An 18,350-nucleotide genomic window follows, 5' to 3' on the forward strand; every position below is an offset into this window, starting at 1 on the left:
GCTCATATGACTGATGCAGGCAAAACACCTTGGCTCATTCAGCCCGATGACTTCGCATTGTATGACGCGCTTGCACTGCTTCGCGCGTCATTTCGGTATATGGATGCCCGAATTAATCCTCCTTCGTCTATCCATAATCTAACGGTGGAAGGAATGCAGGCGCATTGCAGGGGTGGTGGTGAAATCTGGGCCATGGGCCAACCGCTATTCGCGTGCATGTTTTTGACGCCCAAAGCCAACAACTTGTACCTAGGAAAGCTGGCGGTGAAGGAAGGAATGCGGGGGCGGGGTATCTGCCGCACTTTGGTAGATCACGCTGCAAGTCGTGCAGCAGACCTTGGTCTATCAGCGTTGGAACTGGAAACGCGCGTGGAACTCACTGAAAACCACCGTGTGTTTTCAAGGCTTGGATTTACAATCGTAAGTACCGGCAGCCACGTCGGCTATGACAGACCCACGGATTTCTTGTTGCGCAAGCCGGTCAATTTGTCTGCGGATAGCTGATCACTGAAATGTAGCGTGCCGGCAGATTCACCAACCGTTCCGGACCGTGCGGTGCGTCGGCGTCAAAGAACAAGGTGTCACCCGGTTTCAGAGGGTAAATCTTGTCTCCGTGGCGGTAATCTACCTCGCCTTCCAGCATGTAGATCGTCTCGATTCCATCATGTTGAAATGTTGGGAACACGTCGGATTCAACGGTCAGGGTGATCAGGTAGGGCTCTACGATTACCCCAGAACCGTTGGCACCAATATGCCCCAACAAATTATATTGATGATTGGCGCGTGTTCCTTCGCGCTCTAACTCGACGCCCTCACCCGCTTTGGTATGAACCGCCTCGCGGCGCTCTTCAAATTGTCTGAAAAAGCTTGTCAGAGGAACTGAAAGCGCATCAGCAAGCGATTGCAAAGTCGTCAGGGAAGGCGATGTGTTCCCGTTTTCGATCTTGGACAGCATACCAATCGACAATCCGGTCAGCTGAGCCAATTCCGCGACCGTAGTATTCTGCTTTTTGCGAAAAGCGCGAACCTCGCGACCAATGGCAACTTCAAGAACTTTTTCTCTGTCACCCGAGCGAACAGAATGCGGATCCTGTGTCAGATTTGTCGCCATTTCTTTGTCGTTTTTTTTCAATTTCATTCTTTCAATGTCTTGCTACACTTGTCCGAACGGGTTCTGCAACAAGACGACGTGCATTACCCAATCCAACTCGGTCTACCATAGCACCATTTTTTCCTGCTAGTAAAATAATGATGCTGACAGAAAAATTCTAGAACTCAAATTCCTATGACTAGACGGTATTGCCGATAGCATGCCTGACCTCTGTGATAGAACCGCCGTGGGTAGCAATCGAGAATATACCGAATCTGGATAATTGGTTGCACTAAGGCCTGAATGTTCGCATTGAAAACAACCATCTCTAACTCCGAGAGTGAGACAAACAGGGGCCGCTCGAAATTCGAACATCAGAATTTCTTTGTCGACTATAAGTTGGTGTGACAACTCTCCGACACCCTTGATCACTTTGTCATAGTTCGGCTTAAGTTCGAAATCGTTCCTCGCCAGCATCCAGCAATTGTGGTCGGTGTGTGTCTCTTTGATGAGTTTGAAACCTGAAGATCGCTTAATACGGATCTAAGTATCTGCCCATCTATTCGCGGGCTTTCAAACGTTAGACCCAAGCAGCATTATCTGAATGTCGGCTACATTGGTCCCGGTCGCTCCGGTCATCAGAAGATCACCAGACAGCGTCAAAGCCTTATGACTGTCGTTGCTCGCCAACAGAGCGGTAGGGTCATGTCCCGACGCGCGGATTCGGGTGAGCGTCCCTGCATCCACTATCGCGCCAGCTGCCGAGGTTGGGCCATCGCGGCCATCCGTACCACCGCTAAGAAAAATCCAATTTCCGGGTATCGTGCGGTCTTGCGTCAGTTGGGCGACGCGCAGTGCCAATTCCTGGTTGCGCCCGCCGCAACCCGTTCCTTGCAGACGTACAGTCGTTTCACCACCAAACAGCAGGGCGGTTGGGCGGTTCAAAGTGGCGGACAAAGCTGCTTGGAAAATCCGTTCAGCCGCGTCGGACACATCTCCAATCAACGCGTCGGACACAATTTCAGTACGGTAGTTCTGCGCCGCATAGCGAAACGCGGCTTCCAAACTAATTGTGTTCGACCCAATCAGGCTATTTGTTGCCTCAACTGCTATGGAATGTTCAGGAATACTTTTCTCCAGATGGGCACGGACGGCTTTTGGTAGCCGGTGCCAGATCCCGGCCTCGATGCAGGTTCTGCGGGCGTCCGCGTGGCTTCCGATTGGTAAGGCGGTTGGTCCGCTGGCTACGGCCCGAAGATCATCACCGATGACATCCGACAGGATATACGCCGTGATCGGGGCAGGTGCGCCGTGCAGCAAAAACCCGCCGCCTTTGAGCTGGCTCAGGTGCTGGCGCACAAGGTTCATCTGAACGATGTCCAGCCCGGAAGACAACAAAACCTCATTGACCGCAATTTTGTCCAAAAGGGTCAAACCATCAACAGGCGCGGGAACCAAGGCCGACCCCCCGCCGGAGATCAGTGCTATGATTTGATCCTGATTACGTGCTGCGCTGAGCAAAGCGATGATCTGTCGCCCGGCTTTCAAACCGCGTTCATCCGGGATGGGGTGCCCGCTGGTCAAAACCGTCGCACCGGGGACTTCGCTCCGGTTGTCGCTATGGGTTACGATCAGGGCGACATGATCGCCCTGAACATGCTGCAATGCCTCCTCCATCATGGCAGGGGCAGCCTTCCCAATTGCAATCAGGATGCTGCGCCCGCCATGTTCTGGTGATGGCAATGGGGCTGATTGCAACCGTTGGCGCAGGCACTTCGCCGGGTCCGCCGCGACGACGGCTTCGGCAAAGATGGCGGCGGCTCTATCGCGCAGCGATATGGACGATTGCACAGTCATGATGCGATCAAGCCGCTGCGATCTGGCCTGCTTTTTCGACCAGCACTTCGGCCTGACGGATTGAGGCATAGTCGATCAGACGGCCATCCAGAGACACAGCGCCTTTGCCCGCCGATTCAGCCTCGGCCATGGCGACAAGAATGCGCTGTGCCTTGGTGACTTCGGCCTCGGATGGCGACATGACCTCATTGGCCAGGGCAATCTGGCTGGGGTGGATGGCCCATTTGCCTTCACATCCCAGAACCGCCGCGCGTTTGGCAGCCGCTCGGTAGCCGTCGGGATCCTGAAAGTCGCCAAACGGACCATCAATCGGGCGCAGGCCATTGGCACGCGCAGCGACTACCATGCGCGCCAGCGCATAGTGCCACATATCGCCCCAATGCGTCATGCGGTCTCCGTCAGCATCCGGGTCCGTCAGAACGGAATAGTCAGGGTTTACGCCGCCGATGATCGTGGTCCGGGCACGGGTTGACGCCGCATAGTCGGCCACTCCGAAATGCAGGCTTTCATTGCGTTTGGAAGCTGCCGCAATCTCGCTGACATTCTGCATCCCAAGCGCGGTTTCGATGATGTGTTCGAACCCGATCCGTTTCTTGTAGCCTTTGGCGTCCTCAATCTGCGTTACCAGCATATCGACCGCATAGACGTCCGCAGCGGTGCCAACCTTGGGGATCATGATCAGGTCCAGCCGTTCGCCAGCCTGTTCGACCACATCCACCACGTCGCGATACATATAATGCGTATCCAGCCCGTTGATCCGCACCGACATGGTTTTGTTGCCCCAGTCGATATCGTTCAGCGCCTCGATGATGTTCTTGCGGGCCTGTTCCTTTTCATCAGGCGCGACCGCGTCTTCCAGATCGAGGAAGATCACATCTACATCTGATTGTGCGGCCTTTTCGAACATTCCGGGTTGGCTGCCCGGAACGGCCAGTTCGCTGCGGTTCAGGCGAGCAGGGGCTTGGTCGATGTTATGAAAGCTCATGGGTAAGGGTCCTTCGTCTTACAGGTTCGGATAGAGAGGGAAGCGCGCGCAGAGGTCCGCGACCTCGGCCTTGACCTTGGCTTCGACGGCGCTGTTGCCGTCTTCGCCATTGGCGGCCAGCCCGTCGACCACTTCGATGATCCAGTCGGCGATCTGGCGGAATTCGACCTCGCCAAAGCCACGGGTGGTGCCAGCAGGCGAGCCCAGACGGATACCCGAGGTGATGGTCGGTTTTTCAGGATCAAACGGCACGCCGTTCTTGTTGCAGGTGATATGCGCGCGGCCCAGGGCCTTTTCGGTCGCGTTGCCCTTCACGCCTTTGGGGCGCAGGTCGACCAGCACCACATGGGTGTCGGTGCCGTGGGTCACCGTGTCCAGACCGCCCTTGATCAGCTGATCCGACAATGCCTGCGAATTGACGACGACCTGCTTGATATAGTCCTTGAACGCAGGCTGCAGAGCCTCGCCGAAGGCCACGGCCTTGGCCGCGATCACATGCATCAGCGGGCCGCCCTGAATGCCGGGGAAGATCGCCGAATTCACTTTCTTAGCGATATCTTCATCATTGGTCAGGATCATGCCACCACGCGGACCGCGCAGGGTCTTGTGCGTGGTCGTCGTCGCCACATGCGCGTGCGGGAAGGGGCTGGGGTGTTCGCCTGCCGCAACCAGACCGGCGAAATGCGCCATGTCCACGTGCAGATAGGCACCGACCATGTCGGCGATCTCGCGCATGCGGGCAAAGTCGATCACGCGCGGGATGGCCGAGCCTCCGGCGATGATCAGCTTGGGGTTATGCTCTTTCGCCAGCGCCTCGACCTGATCATAATCCAGCATGTTGTCTTCCTTGCGGACGCCGTACTGCACCGCGTTGAACCACTTGCCCGACTGGTTGGGGCGCGCGCCGTGGGTCAGGTGACCGCCTGCATCCAGGCTCATGCCCAGAATGGTGTCGCCGGGTTGGATCAGCGCCTGGAACACGCCCTGGTTGGCCTGGCTGCCCGAGTTCGACTGCACGTTGGCGAAGTCACACCCAAACAGCTGCCTGGCGCGGTCGATGGCCAGGTTTTCAGCGATATCAACGAATTGGCAGCCGCCATAATACCGCCGACCGGGATAGCCTTCGGCGTATTTGTTGGTCATCACCGAGCCCTGCGCCTCCATCACGGCGGCAGAGACGATGTTCTCGGACGCGATCAGCTCGATCTCGTCGCGCTGGCGGCCCAGCTCAGGTGTGATCGAACCAAAAAGCTCAGGGTCACGGTCGGATAGGGATTGGGTGAAAAAACCGTCTAGACGATGCGGGACATTCACGGGGCATATCTCTTGAAATTGGTTAGCCGGTCCAGCCAAGGCCAGCGGAAATAGCGTTCATGGATTGCAGTAGCGGCACAGGGACTGATCCTGCTTGCGATTTGGTTCGGGCTTGTTGCAGCAGTTCGACTTGCAATGCGTGAATGCGAGCCAGCTCCGCCCGTTTGCGATCAAACCGTTCGCACAGCCGGGGAAAACGGTGACCTATTGTCTGACCGCCAGTCAGAAACTGCACAGCGCTGCAAGCGTTATTGAATTCTGTTTTGATCGCCTGAGAGATGCTTTGGCGGATGTACTTATCGCGCACCAGTTCGCCGTATTGCGTGGCGATGCCCATATCAGCCTGATAGAGCGATTTCTCCATCTCATCGACAGCGAGGCGGAACAGGCGAGATTTCTGAAACATTTCTTGCAAAACTTCGTCACCGCGCGAACCTCGGAACTTGCGAAAGCTGGCCATGGCTGCACCAAACCCGTACCAACCGGTAATCAGGTGGCGGTTCTGCGACCACGCAAAAACCCATGGAATAGCCCGCAGATCATCGAGACTAGCTGCGCCGAACCGACGGGTCGGGCGGGAGCCGATTTTTAGGCGAGCAAGTTCCTCGACGGGGCTGGCCTGCTGGAAGTAGTCCAGAAAACCCGGCATCTGCAGAAGCGATACATAGGCTGTTTGCGACAGTTCCGATAGGGCATCCAGCGCATCGTCAAATTCGGGCCGGGACGGGGTTTCGCTGGGGTTAGCCGTATGTCGAAGCGTGCTTGAGAGCAGTAATTCCAGATGCGCTGCAGCTGTGCCGCGGTTAGCATACTTGGTCGAAACAACCTCACCCTGTTCCGTAACACGCAAGCGTCCGGCAATGGTTCCGCTGGGTTGTGCGGCGATGGCGCGCCCGGTAGGTGCTCCGCCCCGGCTGACAGAGCCGCCGCGCCCATGAAAAAATGTAGCCTTGAAACCTTGCGAGGCCAGTGCCGTGACAATCCTGCGTTGCGCGCGTTCCAATTCCCAAGTTGAACAGAAATAGCCGCCATCCTTGCCACTATCTGAGTAACCCAGCATCACCTCGATCACGTTACCTTCGGTTTTAAGGCTGCGGCGGGAAAGCGGAACATCAAGAACGTCCAGCAATATCGCTGGGGCATTGCGCAGGTCGGCAATCGTCTCGAACAGTGGGACCACTGATAAATCCAGAGTTTCGGACCCGAATCCTGCGTACCGGGCCAGAAGATAGACACCGAGAATGTCGTCGGCGGAACGGGTCATTGACAGGATGAATGGTCCGATAGCCTTGGGGTCTGGTCCCGATCGAACGCTGTAAACAAGTGTCAGGAGGGCGAGGAGCTCTTGGGCCTCATCACTCAGCGCTTCCCGATTTTGATAGGGCAAGTTCTGATCGGCCAATTCGGCCCGCAAACGGGCAGACCATTCGGGCGTACCATATTCCAATGCCAGCCCGGATTGTGACCAAATTTCGGCCAGAACATCGGTTGTGACGGTGGAATTCTGGCGTATGTCCAGCGTTGCGGTACGGAACCCAAAAACCGCTGCGGCCCGGCGCAGTGGGCGGATATGTCTTCGCGCCAGATTTTCGGCTTTGACCGCGCATAAAGCGGCATCAAGCGCGTTTAGATCGTTCACGAACTGCGAAATGTGGTTATAGCCGTCTTTTATCAGCCGAAGGCGTATGGCATCCAGAGCCTTCCGGAACGGTTCGTTCTGATTGCGGTCAGTGTCCGGAGCCCGGTCGACAATTTCTTGTACACGTGTCCTGTGTGGTTCGGGCAGCGGCAATATTAGCGCACTGATACTCAGCTTGCTTGCGGCTTGTTTAAGGGCTTGACCGTAGAGGTCCAGAACCGTTTCGCGCCCACGTTGCAAGGCCAGCGCGGTCATCTCTGTCGTGACATTCGGATTGCCGTCCCGGTCGCCTCCGATCCAGCTGTGAAAGCGAATACTGGGCGTTTTGCTCAAGGTCTTTCCCAGCATGTGCAGGCAGGCTTGATCGAACCGATCCATGACTTGCGGGACAGCGTCAAAGATTGCGTCCCTGAAGAATTGCAAACCCCACTCGATCTCATCGTGCAGGCTTGGCCGCGTCAGGCGAAGTTCACCGGTCAGCCACAGGAGGTCAATTTCACCTTCCAGGTTTTTCAGCAATTCGGCGCGCTCAGTTGGGGTCCAGCGTTGCGCTTCCAGACTAACAAGGTTGCGATAAATCCGCCGGTGGATTTCCAGTACGGTGACCCGTTTGGCCTCGGTTGGATGCGCGGTTAGTGTGGGTCCGGCACACAGATTAGCAGTCAGTTTTTCCATTGGGCTGTCTGTCAGGGACAGGTCAGACAACACCTCGGCAAACCCGCCTTCGACCGCTTCGGGCCCGCTATTGGTCTCGGTCAGTCGACGATCTCTGACTTCGGCGTTTTCATCGATGATACGCAACAGTTGGAACCAGATAGACAGGGCCTGCAAATAGGGCGTCGCCTCGGGCCCGGTGGGGATGGATTGCAGCGGTAAGGCCCCGGCCCATGTCGCTACATGCGGCGCCCGTTTCATCAAAATGTTCCGCCACAACGCCCGCAGTTCCGAGCGCAACCCATCAGCATAGCTTGAACGGTTCAGGGGGGACTGAATATTTTGGGCCAGCGCTTGCATCAGATCACCCGGTCACGTGGTTCACGGCCTTGGAAGAAGTCACTCAGATTATCGAGAACGCGGAAGCCCATCGCTTCGCGGGCCTCGCGCGTTGCGCTGCCCAGATGCGGCAGCATCACGAGGTTGTCACATTGCAGCAGATCCGGGCTGATGCGGGGCTCGCCGTCGAAGACGTCCAAGGCCGCACCACCGATCATGTCGAACATCAGTGCCTGAATCAGAGCCCATTCATCAATCACCTCGCCGCGCGCAGTGTTGATCAGGAATGCGTCAGGCTTCATCAGGCTCAGTCGGCGCGAGTTGATCAGGTGCCGGTTCGCGGAGCCGCCGGGGCAGTGCAGTGACACAAAATCGCACTGGGGCAAGAGATCATCGATCGTGTCCACCTGTGTTGCGTCGCACTGGCCCAATACATCCGCGGCCACCTCGCTGCGGTTGTAGACGAGGACGTTCATACCGAACCCGTGATGGGCACGGCGAGCCATTTCCTGGCCGATCCGGCCATAACCGATGATGCCCAGCGTCTTGCCGCTGACCTTTGTGCCCACAAGATGCGTCGGCCGCCAGCCGGTCCACTTGCCGGAGCGCAATTCGCGTTCGCCCTCACCTGCCCGGCGCGCAACCATCAGTAGCAACGTCATGGCCAGATCGGCCGTACACTCGGACAGGACATCCGGTGTATTTGTTACCGTCATGCCTAGCTCACGCGCCGAAGGTTCGCAGATATGGCTATAGCCGACCCCATAGTTGGCAATGATCTTGGTCTGCGCGCCAGGCACATCCAATGCCTCGGCGCTGAGCGTGTCGGTGACCGTGGGTAGGACAGCATCATAGGTTTTCAACGCCCGCCGGATGTCTGCCGGGGACATTGGCTTGTCCCCGGTATTCAGCACGGCGTTGTAGTTTTCGGCCAGTTGCGCCTCGACGGCGGCAGGCCAGCGACGGGTGACTAAGACCGAAGGTTTAACCATCACGCAGCCTCCATCACTCGTGCGATTGTCTCACCAATCACGGCGGGGTTTTCGGCCACGGTCACACCAGCAGCGGACAGGATTTCAACCTTTTCGCTGGCGCTTTCGCCAAAAGCCGAGATGATCGCACCGGCGTGCCCCATGGTTCGACCTTTGGGGGCGGTCAATCCGGCAACATAAGCAATAACCGGTTTTGTAATGTGATTGCGGATGTATTCCGCGGCTTCGGCTTCCTGCGGACCGCCGATTTCGCCGATCATCGCAATGATGTGGGTATCCTCGTCCTCTTCAAACCGTTGCAGGATATCTTTGAACGAGGACCCGTTGATCGGATCGCCACCGATGCCGACGCTGGTCGAAACGCCAATGCCACGTTCTTTGAGCTGTGCTGCCGCCTCGTACCCCAGTGTGCCCGAGCGGCCAATGATGCCGACATTGCCAGGCAGGTAGATATGGCCCGGCATGATACCCAGCAGAGCCTTACCGGGGCTGATTGTACCGGCGCAGTTCGGTCCAGTCAGAACCATACGTTTTTCTCTGGGATAACGGTACATGTACCGCTTGACCCGGATCATATCCTGCGCCGGGATACCGTCGGTGATACAGACACAGTAGCGAATGCCCGCATCAGCAGCTTCCATGATGGAGTCTGCAGCAAACGGAGGCGGAACAAAGACCAGACTGGCATCCGCTCCGGTTGCCTCAACGGCCTGTTTCACGGTGTCAAACACCGGTACACCTTCAACGGTTTCACCACCCTTGCCGGGAACAACTCCGCCGACAACATTGGTGCCGTAGGCCAGCATATCCTTTGTGTGAAAGCGCGCCATGCGTCCGGTGATGCCTTGAACGATGACGCGGGTGTCGCGGTCGAGAAGTATGCTCATTACACGGCCCTCATCTTGGTGTTTTGGGACAGATCGTTCTGCCATGCGCCCACCGCCCGTTCAGCGGCTTCCATCAAAGTGGTGGCGCGGATGATCGGTAGGCCGGATTTGGCGAGAATCTTTTGACCTTCTTCGACATTCGTACCGGCAAGTCGCACGATGACCGGGATGTCGATATCCAACTCACGCAGCGCCTGCACAACGCCCTCGGCGACCCAGTCGCAGCGGTTAATGCCAGCAAAGATATTGACCAAAACCGCCTGAACGTTCTTGTCGGACAGAACCAGTCGAAAGGCCTTGGCCACGCGCTCGGGTGAGGCACCACCACCGATATCGAGGAAGTTCGCGGGCTCGCCCCCGGCCAGTTTGATCGTGTCCATCGTGGCCATGGCCAGACCAGCGCCGTTCACGATGCAGCCGATATTGCCGTCCAGCCCGACATAAGACAGGCCACGGTCCGCCGCGCGGCTTTCACGGGGATCTTCCTGGCTTTTATCCCGAAGTTCAGCGATCTGCGGATGACGGAACAGGGCATTGTCGTCAAAGCTCATCTTTGCGTCCAATGCCAGCACACGGTCGTCGCCAGTGATAACCAATGGATTGATTTCAACCATCGTGGCGTCCAGATCGCTGAAGGCGGCGTAACAGCCCTGCAACGTCCGTACCATTTGCTGAACCAGACGAGCCTCAAGGCCCAGATTGAAGGCTATCTCGCGGGCCTGGAACTCCTGCAGTCCAACTGCGGGTTCCACGATAGACCGCACGATGCTGTCCGGGCGTTCCGCCGAGATCTCCTCGATCTCCATCCCGCCTTCGGAGGAGGCTACGATCATGACCCGCTGGCTGGAGCGGTCCAGAACAAAACCAAGATAGATCTCGCGATCAATCGGCACAGCGGACTCGACATAGACACGATAGATGCCTTTGCCTTCCGGTCCTGTCTGATGGGTCACCAACTTGCGGCCGAACATCTCGTCACAGGCCTCGTGGATCTCGTTTTCACTGTTACACAGTTTGACGCCACCCGCTTTGCCGCGGCCACCCGCATGGACCTGGGCTTTGACAATCCACTTGTCTCCGCCCAGTTCGCGGGCGCGATAGGCCGCCTGTTCCGGGCTATAGGCCAAGGCACCTGACGGTACGGCGACGCCAAAATTCGAAAGAACCTCTTTCGCCTGGTATTCATGGATATCCATCTGCATTCCTCCCGTTCATGCAGTGCGTTCAAGCAGCGATCGATGTGCCGTAACGGCTTTCGAGCAATGCCTCGATCTCTTCGAAATCGACATTGCCGCCCAGTTCCCGCATGGCTTCGGCAAACAGGCGGACGATCCGGCTGACGGCCTGGCGGTTGAGCTGATTGAGGATGCCGATGCGTACCTGAACCGGCGCGCTGAGCGTCGGCCAGATCCCAAAACCCCTTGCCCGACAGTTCTGCACCAGCTCCATCTCTCGCCCGGCCAGTTCCGGCGGCAGATTCAGCACGACCAGGCTGGGCATGTCCGAAGTCACCTCGCATCCCATGGCCGTAACAGCATCGCGCAGCACGCGTTCATGGGTCTTGTACGAGGCTGACCGTCTGGCCAGACCTTCCTGAAGTGTCAGACGCAGGGACTCATGGAACGCTGCAACGGCATACCCGGAATGGGTTCTGTGATAGGTCCCCTTTTCGACGTCCTGACCGTCGACAATACCCCAGTGACGCGCCTCGAATAGGGGATTGTGGACATAACTGTAGGCACCCGTCGCTCTGAGGGATTCAATAAAGGCATCTGTAAAACTGACCGGCGCATAGGTCAGTGGCAGGCAGCACAGGCCCTTCTGCGGACAGGATGCCCAACCGGCGATCCCCGGATAGTCATCAATCGAAAAATCGTCGACGCCCCAACGACGAGACCGCATCAACCAGACCCATCACCCCATGACGCTCGCATGCGTCCGAGAACCCGCGCAGATCATTGATGCGGCCCGATCCGGTTTCCCAATGCGCCATGAAGGCCCATTTTGGTTTGTGCTGTTCCAGCGCGGCTTCAACCAGTTCACCAGTGACCGGCTGTCCGTGCGGAACATCAACGACCGTTACGCTGGCGGCCTGTGGATCAAGCGGGCTGGCGGCATGCTCCTCGGGCGTGGCCGCCTTGATGCGTAGGGTCAGCGCATCAATGCCGGAAAAGGTGCCGTTGGCAAAGGCCACGACTTTATCACCGGGCATCACAGCCGAGAACATGGTGTCCAATGCGCTCCAGCCGGTACCGGCCACAGCAAAGGTATAGGTGTTATCGGTTCCCCAGATATTGCGCAGCATGTGCTTGCATTCGACCATCCCACGCAAAACGTCGCCCTGCATGTGATCCGCAACCCCGGCATTGGCGAAGGCCTGCAAAACACGAGCATCGGTATTGCCCGGCCCCGGACCAGCAGCCAGTGTCTCGGGGATCTCAAGCGGGGGATAAATCTGAAAAGTCATTCGATCCTCCTTGATCGTCGGCGTGGTCAATCACGCCCAAATATCGCGTTGTGGATCAGGAAAGCGTTGCTTGCATCATTGCGCAACGTAACTTACTACTGCTTTGGGACTTCTAATAGGATTAGAAAAAAACTACCCGTTTTGGCAGAAATACCGCGGTATACCAAATTAGTACCTATTCTTACGGGTAGGTTTTTGGGTTTTTGGGTGTAAAATCAATGGCAGAGCCTTCACAGCAACCGATTAACGTTATGCTTGCCGACAACAATCCACTGGTATTGTCGGCCATGTCCGAGATTTTCGAGCGTGATCCACGATTCTCTCTGGTGGCAACATCAGCAACCGCCGAAGGCTTCTTGGGCGCGGTTATGAGAGTTCCGGTCAAGGTCTGCGTGATCGCCTGGAATTTGCCGGTCTTGGGCGCCGCCAAATTGATCGAGGTTCTGCGTGAACAGGAGAACGCGCCCCGTTTCGTCGTATATGGAGACGATGCCGGAGACGTGCCGCGCCTTGCTATGCAGGCAGGAGCTGCGGGGTTCGCATCCCGATCAGGTGAGGTCGATGTTTTGCTGGAAACTTGTTCGGATGTTGCCCGAGGCAAGATGGTTTTTCCGTTCATCGATGTTCGGAAAATGCAGCAGGATCCAATTCACAGCCTGTCTCGTAAAGAGCGCGTCATCCTTGAAGCGTTGGCCAAGGGCCTATCCAATCGTGAACTTTCGAAGGACCTGCAAATCTCGACAAATACCGTCAAATTTCACCTGAGCAACATCTATGAAAAGCTCTCGGTTAAAAACAGGGCGCAAGCGATTGCATTCTACTATTCTTCTGGCGCTGCCTCAGATTAACAGATTTGCGCCTATGGCCGAGCATTTACTAACTATCACGCAATATGTGGAAGCCCAAGCAGGCCAAAACGCTCGAATTCAAGCTTTCAGAACGTCGCAGCAAACAGGTCGCCACAAAGTTCTTCGCCAAGATGCTGGAGGTCAACGGCCTCCCACGAAAGGTTGTCATCGGCAAAAGCAGCACAAACACTGCGGGTATCAAAGCAATCAACAGAATGCTCAAGGGTTTTGGTTGCCCGATACCAATAGAGATGGTCGGGCGGAAGTACCTGAATAATATCGTCGAACAGGACCACCTGTTCATTAAGAGGCGAACAAGACCGATGCTTGGGGTTAAGGCCTTCGCATCAGCCAAGGCAAGCTTGGACGAGATCGAAATTGTGCACATGATTACTCCGAGCCCGTCTGTTCAATTCGTCGAATTGCATTAAAAGACCTGCCTGCTGTCAGGCTACGCAGACGCTTTCATCGCTTTTGAGTGGCGGCGGAACGCGACGCAAACTCCATGAGGCGCCTGAACTTTGGGCATTCCATATGGGTCTCTGCCGGACAATCCGCCACGTGACGCAACGCATCGCGTAGCCGGGTGAGACCACGGATTTGTTCATCAAGAGTATCTGCGCGCAGGTGCAATTCAGGGCGTGGCAATTGCGGAGTGCCATCATTGGCGAACATGTCCTTGATCTCAGTAAGTGAGAATTCCGCCATTTTTCCTAAAGAGATCAAAGCAAGCTGCGTCGCGACGCGTATCTCGAACTGCCGTCGAAGCCCATTCCTAGCGGCGGACTGGATCAGCCCGATCTCCTCATAATAGCGCAGTGTTGAGGGGGGGACGCCGCTCCTTTTGGACAGGACGCCAATATCAAGAAGTTTCATGGTTGACCTCAAGTCGACTTTAAGTGGCAGGATAGCTCCTCACTGGCACATGAGACAAGAGAGTTTACGATGACTGATACGGTGCAGGCGCAATCTTCCATTCCCATCCTGATAACTCTCGCTGCAGCGACATTGACCGCCTCATTGGGTATCAGTATCGCCGCGGTAATGCTTCCGACGCTGACGCGTAGCTTCGCTGCGACAGTTTCCGAGGTGCAGTGGGTCGTACTGGCTTACCTGACATCCGTGACCATCACGATCGTATCCGCCGGGCGGCTTGGCGATCTATTCGGCCACGGTCGCTTGCTGATTGCTGGTCTCATCGTCTTTATTGCAGCGTCGGTTCTGTGCGCTATGGCCCCGAGCCTGAGCTTGCTGATTGCCGGACGCGCGTTGCAGGGGCTTGGCGGAGCGATCCTGATCGCGCTTCCGATGTCTATCGCACGTGATTTTGTCCCGACTGAGCGGTTGGGCACGGCAATGGGATTACTTGGCACGACTTCTGCTGCGGGGACTGCCCTGGGCCCCTCACTGGGCGGTGTGTTGTTGGCGATGGGTAACTGGCGCATGGCATTCTGGTTTCTTGCCGGCTTTGCTGGTGTCACGCTTATACTGTCTGTCACCGCAATCACGCGCGATTCCGAACGTCGGACAGTATCCTGCCGAGAATTGGATTTTCCGGGAACCATAGTGTTGGTTATTGCACTGGCGGCCTACGCTCTGGCAACCAGCGGCGGAGCCTCGCGTATCCCAGTGCCACCGGGTGCATTGTTTTCCGCTGCTCTGATCGCAATCGTCTTTTTTGGGCTTGTTGAAACCCGTGTAGCTTCACCGCTGGTGCCGATGAAATTGCTCCGCGACCAGAGGACAAGTATCGGGCTTTTTTTGAACCTTCTGGTCAGCGCAATCATGATGTCCACTTTGGTCGTTGGTCCGTTCTTCCTAGCACTTTCTCTGGAATTGAACGAAGCGATCATCGGTTTGGTTATCGCAGTTGGGCCGCTGGTCGCTGCGCTCTTCGGCGTTCCGGCCGGATGGGTGACGGACAGGCTTGGTGCGGATCGCGCGATGACTATCGGCCTTGTGCAGACTACTGTTGGTCTGCTGTGCCTGGCGTACCTGCCGGGATACTTCGGTGTCGGCGGCTATTTGGCTGCACTCATCATGTTGACGCCCGGCTTCCAACTTTTTCTTGCCGCTAACAACACGGCGGTTCTGATCCACGCCGCCAAAGAACAACGTGGCCGGCTCTCTGGCCTTCTCGGGCTCTCGCGGAACCTGGGTCTGATGACGGGTGCCTCTGCAATACCCACGCTATTCGTCAACATAGTCGGGAAGGGAGATACCACTAATGCTCCGGCCGCAGATGTTGCCTATGCTTTTTCGATGACTTTCACGGCCACTGCATGTTTGGCCCTGATTGCCCTGGGGCTGGCAATTAGCAGCCGAACCTAGCGCGCCCGCAATGCGCCGACCCCCGCCGAGTGACGTTGCCGAGAAAGGTAATCCGCGTATTGCGGGGCGATTGTGGAGCAGCCAGAATTCTTGTTCTCGGATCGAAACGGCCTTTGAAGTCACTACGGCAAAGCAAAGTGGACGGGCAGGATTGCTGATCCTCCCCCTCTGAAGTGGTCCGCCGTTATGGTTAAGAAAATGAAGGAACCACATGGCGAACAAGCGACCGAAGCCGGAAGAGATTGTATCAAAGTTGCGGCAAGTTGAGTTATTGATGGGCAAGGCATGTCTCGTCTGGATGCTTTGGACCGGTGGCTTGAAGCCATGGAATCTTCTGGAATCCCGTTGTGAGGCACCCTTTACTGATCATGCTTGGATTGCGTGCCGGCATTTCTTTCCTGTTCCGACTTATAAACACTTTTGGGGACCGGCATTCATGTTCACGCCATAATCAAGAGACTGGCTATTCCGTACAGCTCGGCAATGACGGCTCGTGTGTTTGCGCAGCAGGTGAGTTCGTACCCGCCTCAGTTTTCGGTCGCCGCAAATGGCCGGTCTGGTGAAGCCTCACCACGGCTCATAACGGCCTTGCCTAAGTCCGCTATGAGCCGGATGGGTTACATCATCAGTGCCTTCCCTACCAATGCTTGCTTGTTTGGATATTGCGAAACATCAACACCGCGTTCCTTTAGTGCTTCGCTAAGTTCTTCCTCGCTCAAGGCTTCGATCGCTTCGGTCGTCATCTTCATGAAATTGATCCGGCGCTTGAGCTGGCCGTTTGTGTCACCAAAAACGTGTCGATCCTCAAACGCGAACTCATCCGCGTATTTGGTCATGAAGTAGGTTAGGAAGGTGTTTAGGCTGGTTCGGACACGGGGATCATCCGCCATCAAATCCGAGGATGCATCAAGCGTTTCTCGCATCAGGGTGACCCAACGCTTGGCCCCTTTGTCGTTCATCAGGGCCATCGCGTTGTGGGTGTGATGGAAGCTCAGCCGGAACTCTGCGCCGTGATAGTACGGGCCGCCGCCCATGACATCGATCCACATTGACGCCTGGGTTGTGACATGGTGGTTCAGCCCACCGACCCGTTCAAACACGGACGTGAACCAAGGCTCATCGGCAAACACACGTTCATAGAACCTATGCACGATGCCGACGATGGGCTCTTGCCCGAGGACGGAATAGAGTTGCCAAAACTGAATGGGCTTGCTCAGGTCACCGGGGGCTGTCAGCGAGACAACCTCTGCCATCCGGAGTGCTTCCGGTGGTAGCAGCCCCTTATCGATTGCCGATTTAATATAGGCCTGCTGGATTCTCTCGCTCATGTAACCATGGCGGGTCGGAAATTTGGGAAGGTCAACACGGAGCATGGGGCGAATTCCTAGAGCGTCTTGATGCCAGAAAAATGATGGCTGGGGCAGGGCAGACCATCACCGCCCAAATGCCTTGCGGTACTTCTGGATAAAGAGTTCTTTTCCTTTCATCTTCCGTGTGACCCAGTCACCGACAGTCGCAAAGAGCCAACTGTTTCCGATTTTGGGGCCTAGCGGAACGAGGATCGGTGCCATTTTCCAAGGCGCGTAGGGCTTTTGTTTCTCTACGGGTTGCCCGCTGAGGACCTGTTTCAGGGTCTTGATCAGCCAAGGGTTTTGACGAGAGATCGCAACAATCGTCATACTGTCACCGACGTCGGCGATGTCCCCGGCGATGAAGACATTTGGGTACTCGGACGGGCGCAACCAGCTATCCGTCTTAATCCGGCCAGAGGGCGCCATGGTCACCGCGGGCAGCGTTTGCGCCAATGCTGTATTTGGTTTGGACCCGATCACGGGGAAGACCAGATCAGCTTCGATAACGCGGCCATCTGACAGTTTTACTGATCCGGCATAAGGTTTGTCAGCGTGCTGCAGATTCTCTGCCCTTTGGCCTACCACGACGTTCACGCCGGCGCGTTCCAGCTTGCGTTTGAGCTCTGCCCCCAGCTTGACGGGATACGTCGGAAACAAGCTGTTGTCAGACGAAACCAAAGTGATGTCCTTACTGGGCTGTGCCGCTGCAATCTCTCCTGCCAACTCGGTACCGACGGGGCCGGCCCCAACGATGACGACCGATTTCGCAGACGCCAGCCGAGCGCAGACATCGGCACTGGCCTTGCGAAAGTCATCCATACTTTCGCCCGCCGGTTTGAAAGGGGCTGCATAAGACGAACCAGTGGCCAGGACGATGTAATCCGCAGGGTAAGCAGAGCCGTCTTCCAGCGTTACCTCGGATTGAGTCACAGTAGCGGCACGGCCACGGATGACCCGCCCATTCTTCAGCAAGCGGTCGTATGGCAAAATGATCTGATCCAGCAGATCGGGCTCTAGTAGTGCACGAATGGCCGCTGGCGGCTGCATGAAAGCCTCTCGCTGCTCGATCAGAGTGACATCAGCATATTCATCCAACTCTTTTGCGACTTCAAAGCCGACGTACCCACCGCCAACTATCACGACTTTCTGCTTGTCCATTCTGTTCCTCATTGCTTCCCGTTCGTCTGAGCCGTAATTAGAAACACAAGATCACAACGACAAGTACGGTCATTTGGGATACTGTTATGGCGCCTGTTGAACCGGATGAAAATTGCCTCATTGAACCTTTGATTGAGGCGATATCGGGTAAGTGGAAGCTCTTGGTCATCTATTGGCTGGCGCAGGAAACCTCGCGGTTCAATCAACTGCAACGAAATCTTGGCAGCATCACGCACCGGACGCTGACCCGCCAGCTTAGCGAATTGCAAGACGCCGGGTTTGTGTCGCGCAAAGATTTCAAAACGATCCCACCGCATGTGGAGTATAGCCTCACACCTTTGGGCCAAAGTCTGATACCAGTGTTGCAAGTTATGCATGATTGGGCAGCGGCAAATGTGGACAAGCTAGCCACCAGGAAGTGAGGGCCTCGTACGTCA

The 18,350-nt window shown here is 56.3% G+C and carries 15 protein-coding genes and 3 pseudogenes; 5 read left to right on the forward strand and 13 right to left on the reverse strand.

Going from position 1 to position 18,350, the window contains the following annotated elements; genetic code table 11:
• Positions 1-6: 6 nt before the first annotated feature.
• On the forward strand, positions 7-504 hold the full coding sequence (locus tag ACR3EP_RS18055) for a GNAT family N-acetyltransferase (protein WP_480638863.1): 498 nt from the start codon (positions 7-9) through the stop codon (positions 502-504).
• Here the strand turns inward: ACR3EP_RS18055 and ACR3EP_RS18060 are convergent.
• The 9 genes and pseudogenes from ACR3EP_RS18060 to ACR3EP_RS18100 form a co-directional block, all read right to left on the reverse strand.
• Positions 482-1,138, reverse strand: a complete 657-nt coding sequence (locus ACR3EP_RS18060) for a helix-turn-helix domain-containing protein (RefSeq protein WP_170352117.1) — start codon at positions 1,136-1,138, stop codon at positions 482-484. The genes ACR3EP_RS18055 and ACR3EP_RS18060 overlap by 23 nt on opposite strands.
• Positions 1,139-1,663: 525 nt before the next feature.
• Positions 1,664-2,947: a glycerate kinase type-2 family protein gene (locus tag ACR3EP_RS18065; RefSeq protein ID WP_480638864.1), complete on the reverse strand. Its 1,284-nt coding sequence runs from the start codon at positions 2,945-2,947 to the stop codon at positions 1,664-1,666.
• Positions 2,948-2,954: 7 nt separating this feature from the next.
• Positions 2,955-3,932: an HpcH/HpaI aldolase/citrate lyase family protein gene (locus tag ACR3EP_RS18070; RefSeq protein WP_170507843.1), complete on the reverse strand. Its 978-nt coding sequence runs from the start codon at positions 3,930-3,932 to the stop codon at positions 2,955-2,957.
• 18 nt (positions 3,933-3,950) lie between these two features.
• Entirely contained in the window at positions 3,951-5,246 is a 1,296-nt protein-coding gene (gene glyA, locus ACR3EP_RS18075) for a serine hydroxymethyltransferase (RefSeq protein ID WP_480638865.1), read from the reverse strand.
• Between the two features lie 22 nt (positions 5,247-5,268).
• Positions 5,269-7,899: a phosphoenolpyruvate carboxylase gene (locus ACR3EP_RS18080; RefSeq protein WP_480638866.1), complete on the reverse strand. Its 2,631-nt coding sequence runs from the start codon at positions 7,897-7,899 to the stop codon at positions 5,269-5,271.
• On the reverse strand, positions 7,899-8,870 hold the full coding sequence (locus tag ACR3EP_RS18085) for a 2-hydroxyacid dehydrogenase (protein WP_170352144.1): 972 nt from the start codon (positions 8,868-8,870) through the stop codon (positions 7,899-7,901). The genes ACR3EP_RS18080 and ACR3EP_RS18085 overlap by 1 nt, the downstream gene beginning before the upstream one ends.
• Positions 8,870-9,757: a succinate--CoA ligase subunit alpha gene (sucD, locus tag ACR3EP_RS18090; RefSeq protein ID WP_170352143.1), complete on the reverse strand. Its 888-nt coding sequence runs from the start codon at positions 9,755-9,757 to the stop codon at positions 8,870-8,872. The genes ACR3EP_RS18085 and sucD overlap by 1 nt, the downstream gene beginning before the upstream one ends.
• Entirely contained in the window at positions 9,757-10,953 is a 1,197-nt protein-coding gene (locus tag ACR3EP_RS18095) for a malate--CoA ligase subunit beta (RefSeq protein WP_170352142.1), read from the reverse strand. The genes sucD and ACR3EP_RS18095 overlap by 1 nt, the downstream gene beginning before the upstream one ends.
• Before the next feature lie 28 nt (positions 10,954-10,981).
• A pseudogene (locus ACR3EP_RS18100) lies at positions 10,982-12,224 on the reverse strand (pyridoxal-phosphate-dependent aminotransferase family protein).
• Positions 12,225-12,442: 218 nt separating this feature from the next.
• On the opposite strand from ACR3EP_RS18100, the gene ACR3EP_RS18105 reads away from it, so the two are divergent.
• Both ACR3EP_RS18105 and ACR3EP_RS18110 read left to right on the forward strand, forming a co-directional pair.
• Positions 12,443-13,072 (forward strand): response regulator transcription factor, encoded by a 630-nt coding sequence (locus tag ACR3EP_RS18105; protein ID WP_254428658.1) that lies wholly within the window; start codon positions 12,443-12,445, stop codon positions 13,070-13,072.
• Between the two features lie 56 nt (positions 13,073-13,128).
• Positions 13,129-13,503 (forward strand): annotated as a pseudogene (locus ACR3EP_RS18110) (DDE-type integrase/transposase/recombinase); the annotation flags it as partial.
• Between the two features lie 34 nt (positions 13,504-13,537).
• On the opposite strand, the gene ACR3EP_RS18115 reads toward ACR3EP_RS18110, so the two are convergent.
• Entirely contained in the window at positions 13,538-13,948 is a 411-nt protein-coding gene (locus tag ACR3EP_RS18115; RefSeq protein WP_480638867.1) for a helix-turn-helix domain-containing protein, read from the reverse strand.
• Between the two features lie 69 nt (positions 13,949-14,017).
• Here ACR3EP_RS18115 and ACR3EP_RS18120 point away from each other — a divergent pair, with 69 nt between their 5' ends.
• Complete coding sequence (locus ACR3EP_RS18120) at positions 14,018-15,403, forward strand: MFS transporter (protein ID WP_480638868.1); 1,386 nt, start codon at positions 14,018-14,020, stop codon at positions 15,401-15,403.
• A 617-nt stretch (positions 15,404-16,020) separates the two neighbouring features.
• Here ACR3EP_RS18120 and ACR3EP_RS18125 read toward each other — a convergent pair.
• The 3 genes and pseudogenes from ACR3EP_RS18125 to ACR3EP_RS18135 all read right to left on the reverse strand — a co-directional run.
• A complete protein-coding gene (locus ACR3EP_RS18125; RefSeq protein WP_480638869.1) occupies positions 16,021-16,656 on the reverse strand; it encodes a globin domain-containing protein in 636 nt (211 codons plus the stop codon).
• A gap of 180 nt (positions 16,657-16,836) precedes the next feature.
• Positions 16,837-17,802, reverse strand: a complete 966-nt coding sequence (locus tag ACR3EP_RS18130) for an NAD(P)/FAD-dependent oxidoreductase (protein WP_480639043.1) — start codon at positions 17,800-17,802, stop codon at positions 16,837-16,839.
• Positions 17,785-17,928 (reverse strand): annotated as a pseudogene (locus tag ACR3EP_RS18135) (FAD-dependent oxidoreductase); the annotation flags it as partial. The gene ACR3EP_RS18130 and the pseudogene ACR3EP_RS18135, both read right to left, overlap by 18 nt.
• 71 nt (positions 17,929-17,999) lie before the next feature.
• On the opposite strand from ACR3EP_RS18135, the gene ACR3EP_RS18140 reads away from it, so the two are divergent.
• Complete coding sequence (locus tag ACR3EP_RS18140) at positions 18,000-18,335, forward strand: winged helix-turn-helix transcriptional regulator (protein WP_170362002.1); 336 nt, start codon at positions 18,000-18,002, stop codon at positions 18,333-18,335.
• Positions 18,336-18,350: the final 15 nt, after the last annotated feature.

Source organism: Ruegeria sp. BB10, assembly GCF_056535725.1.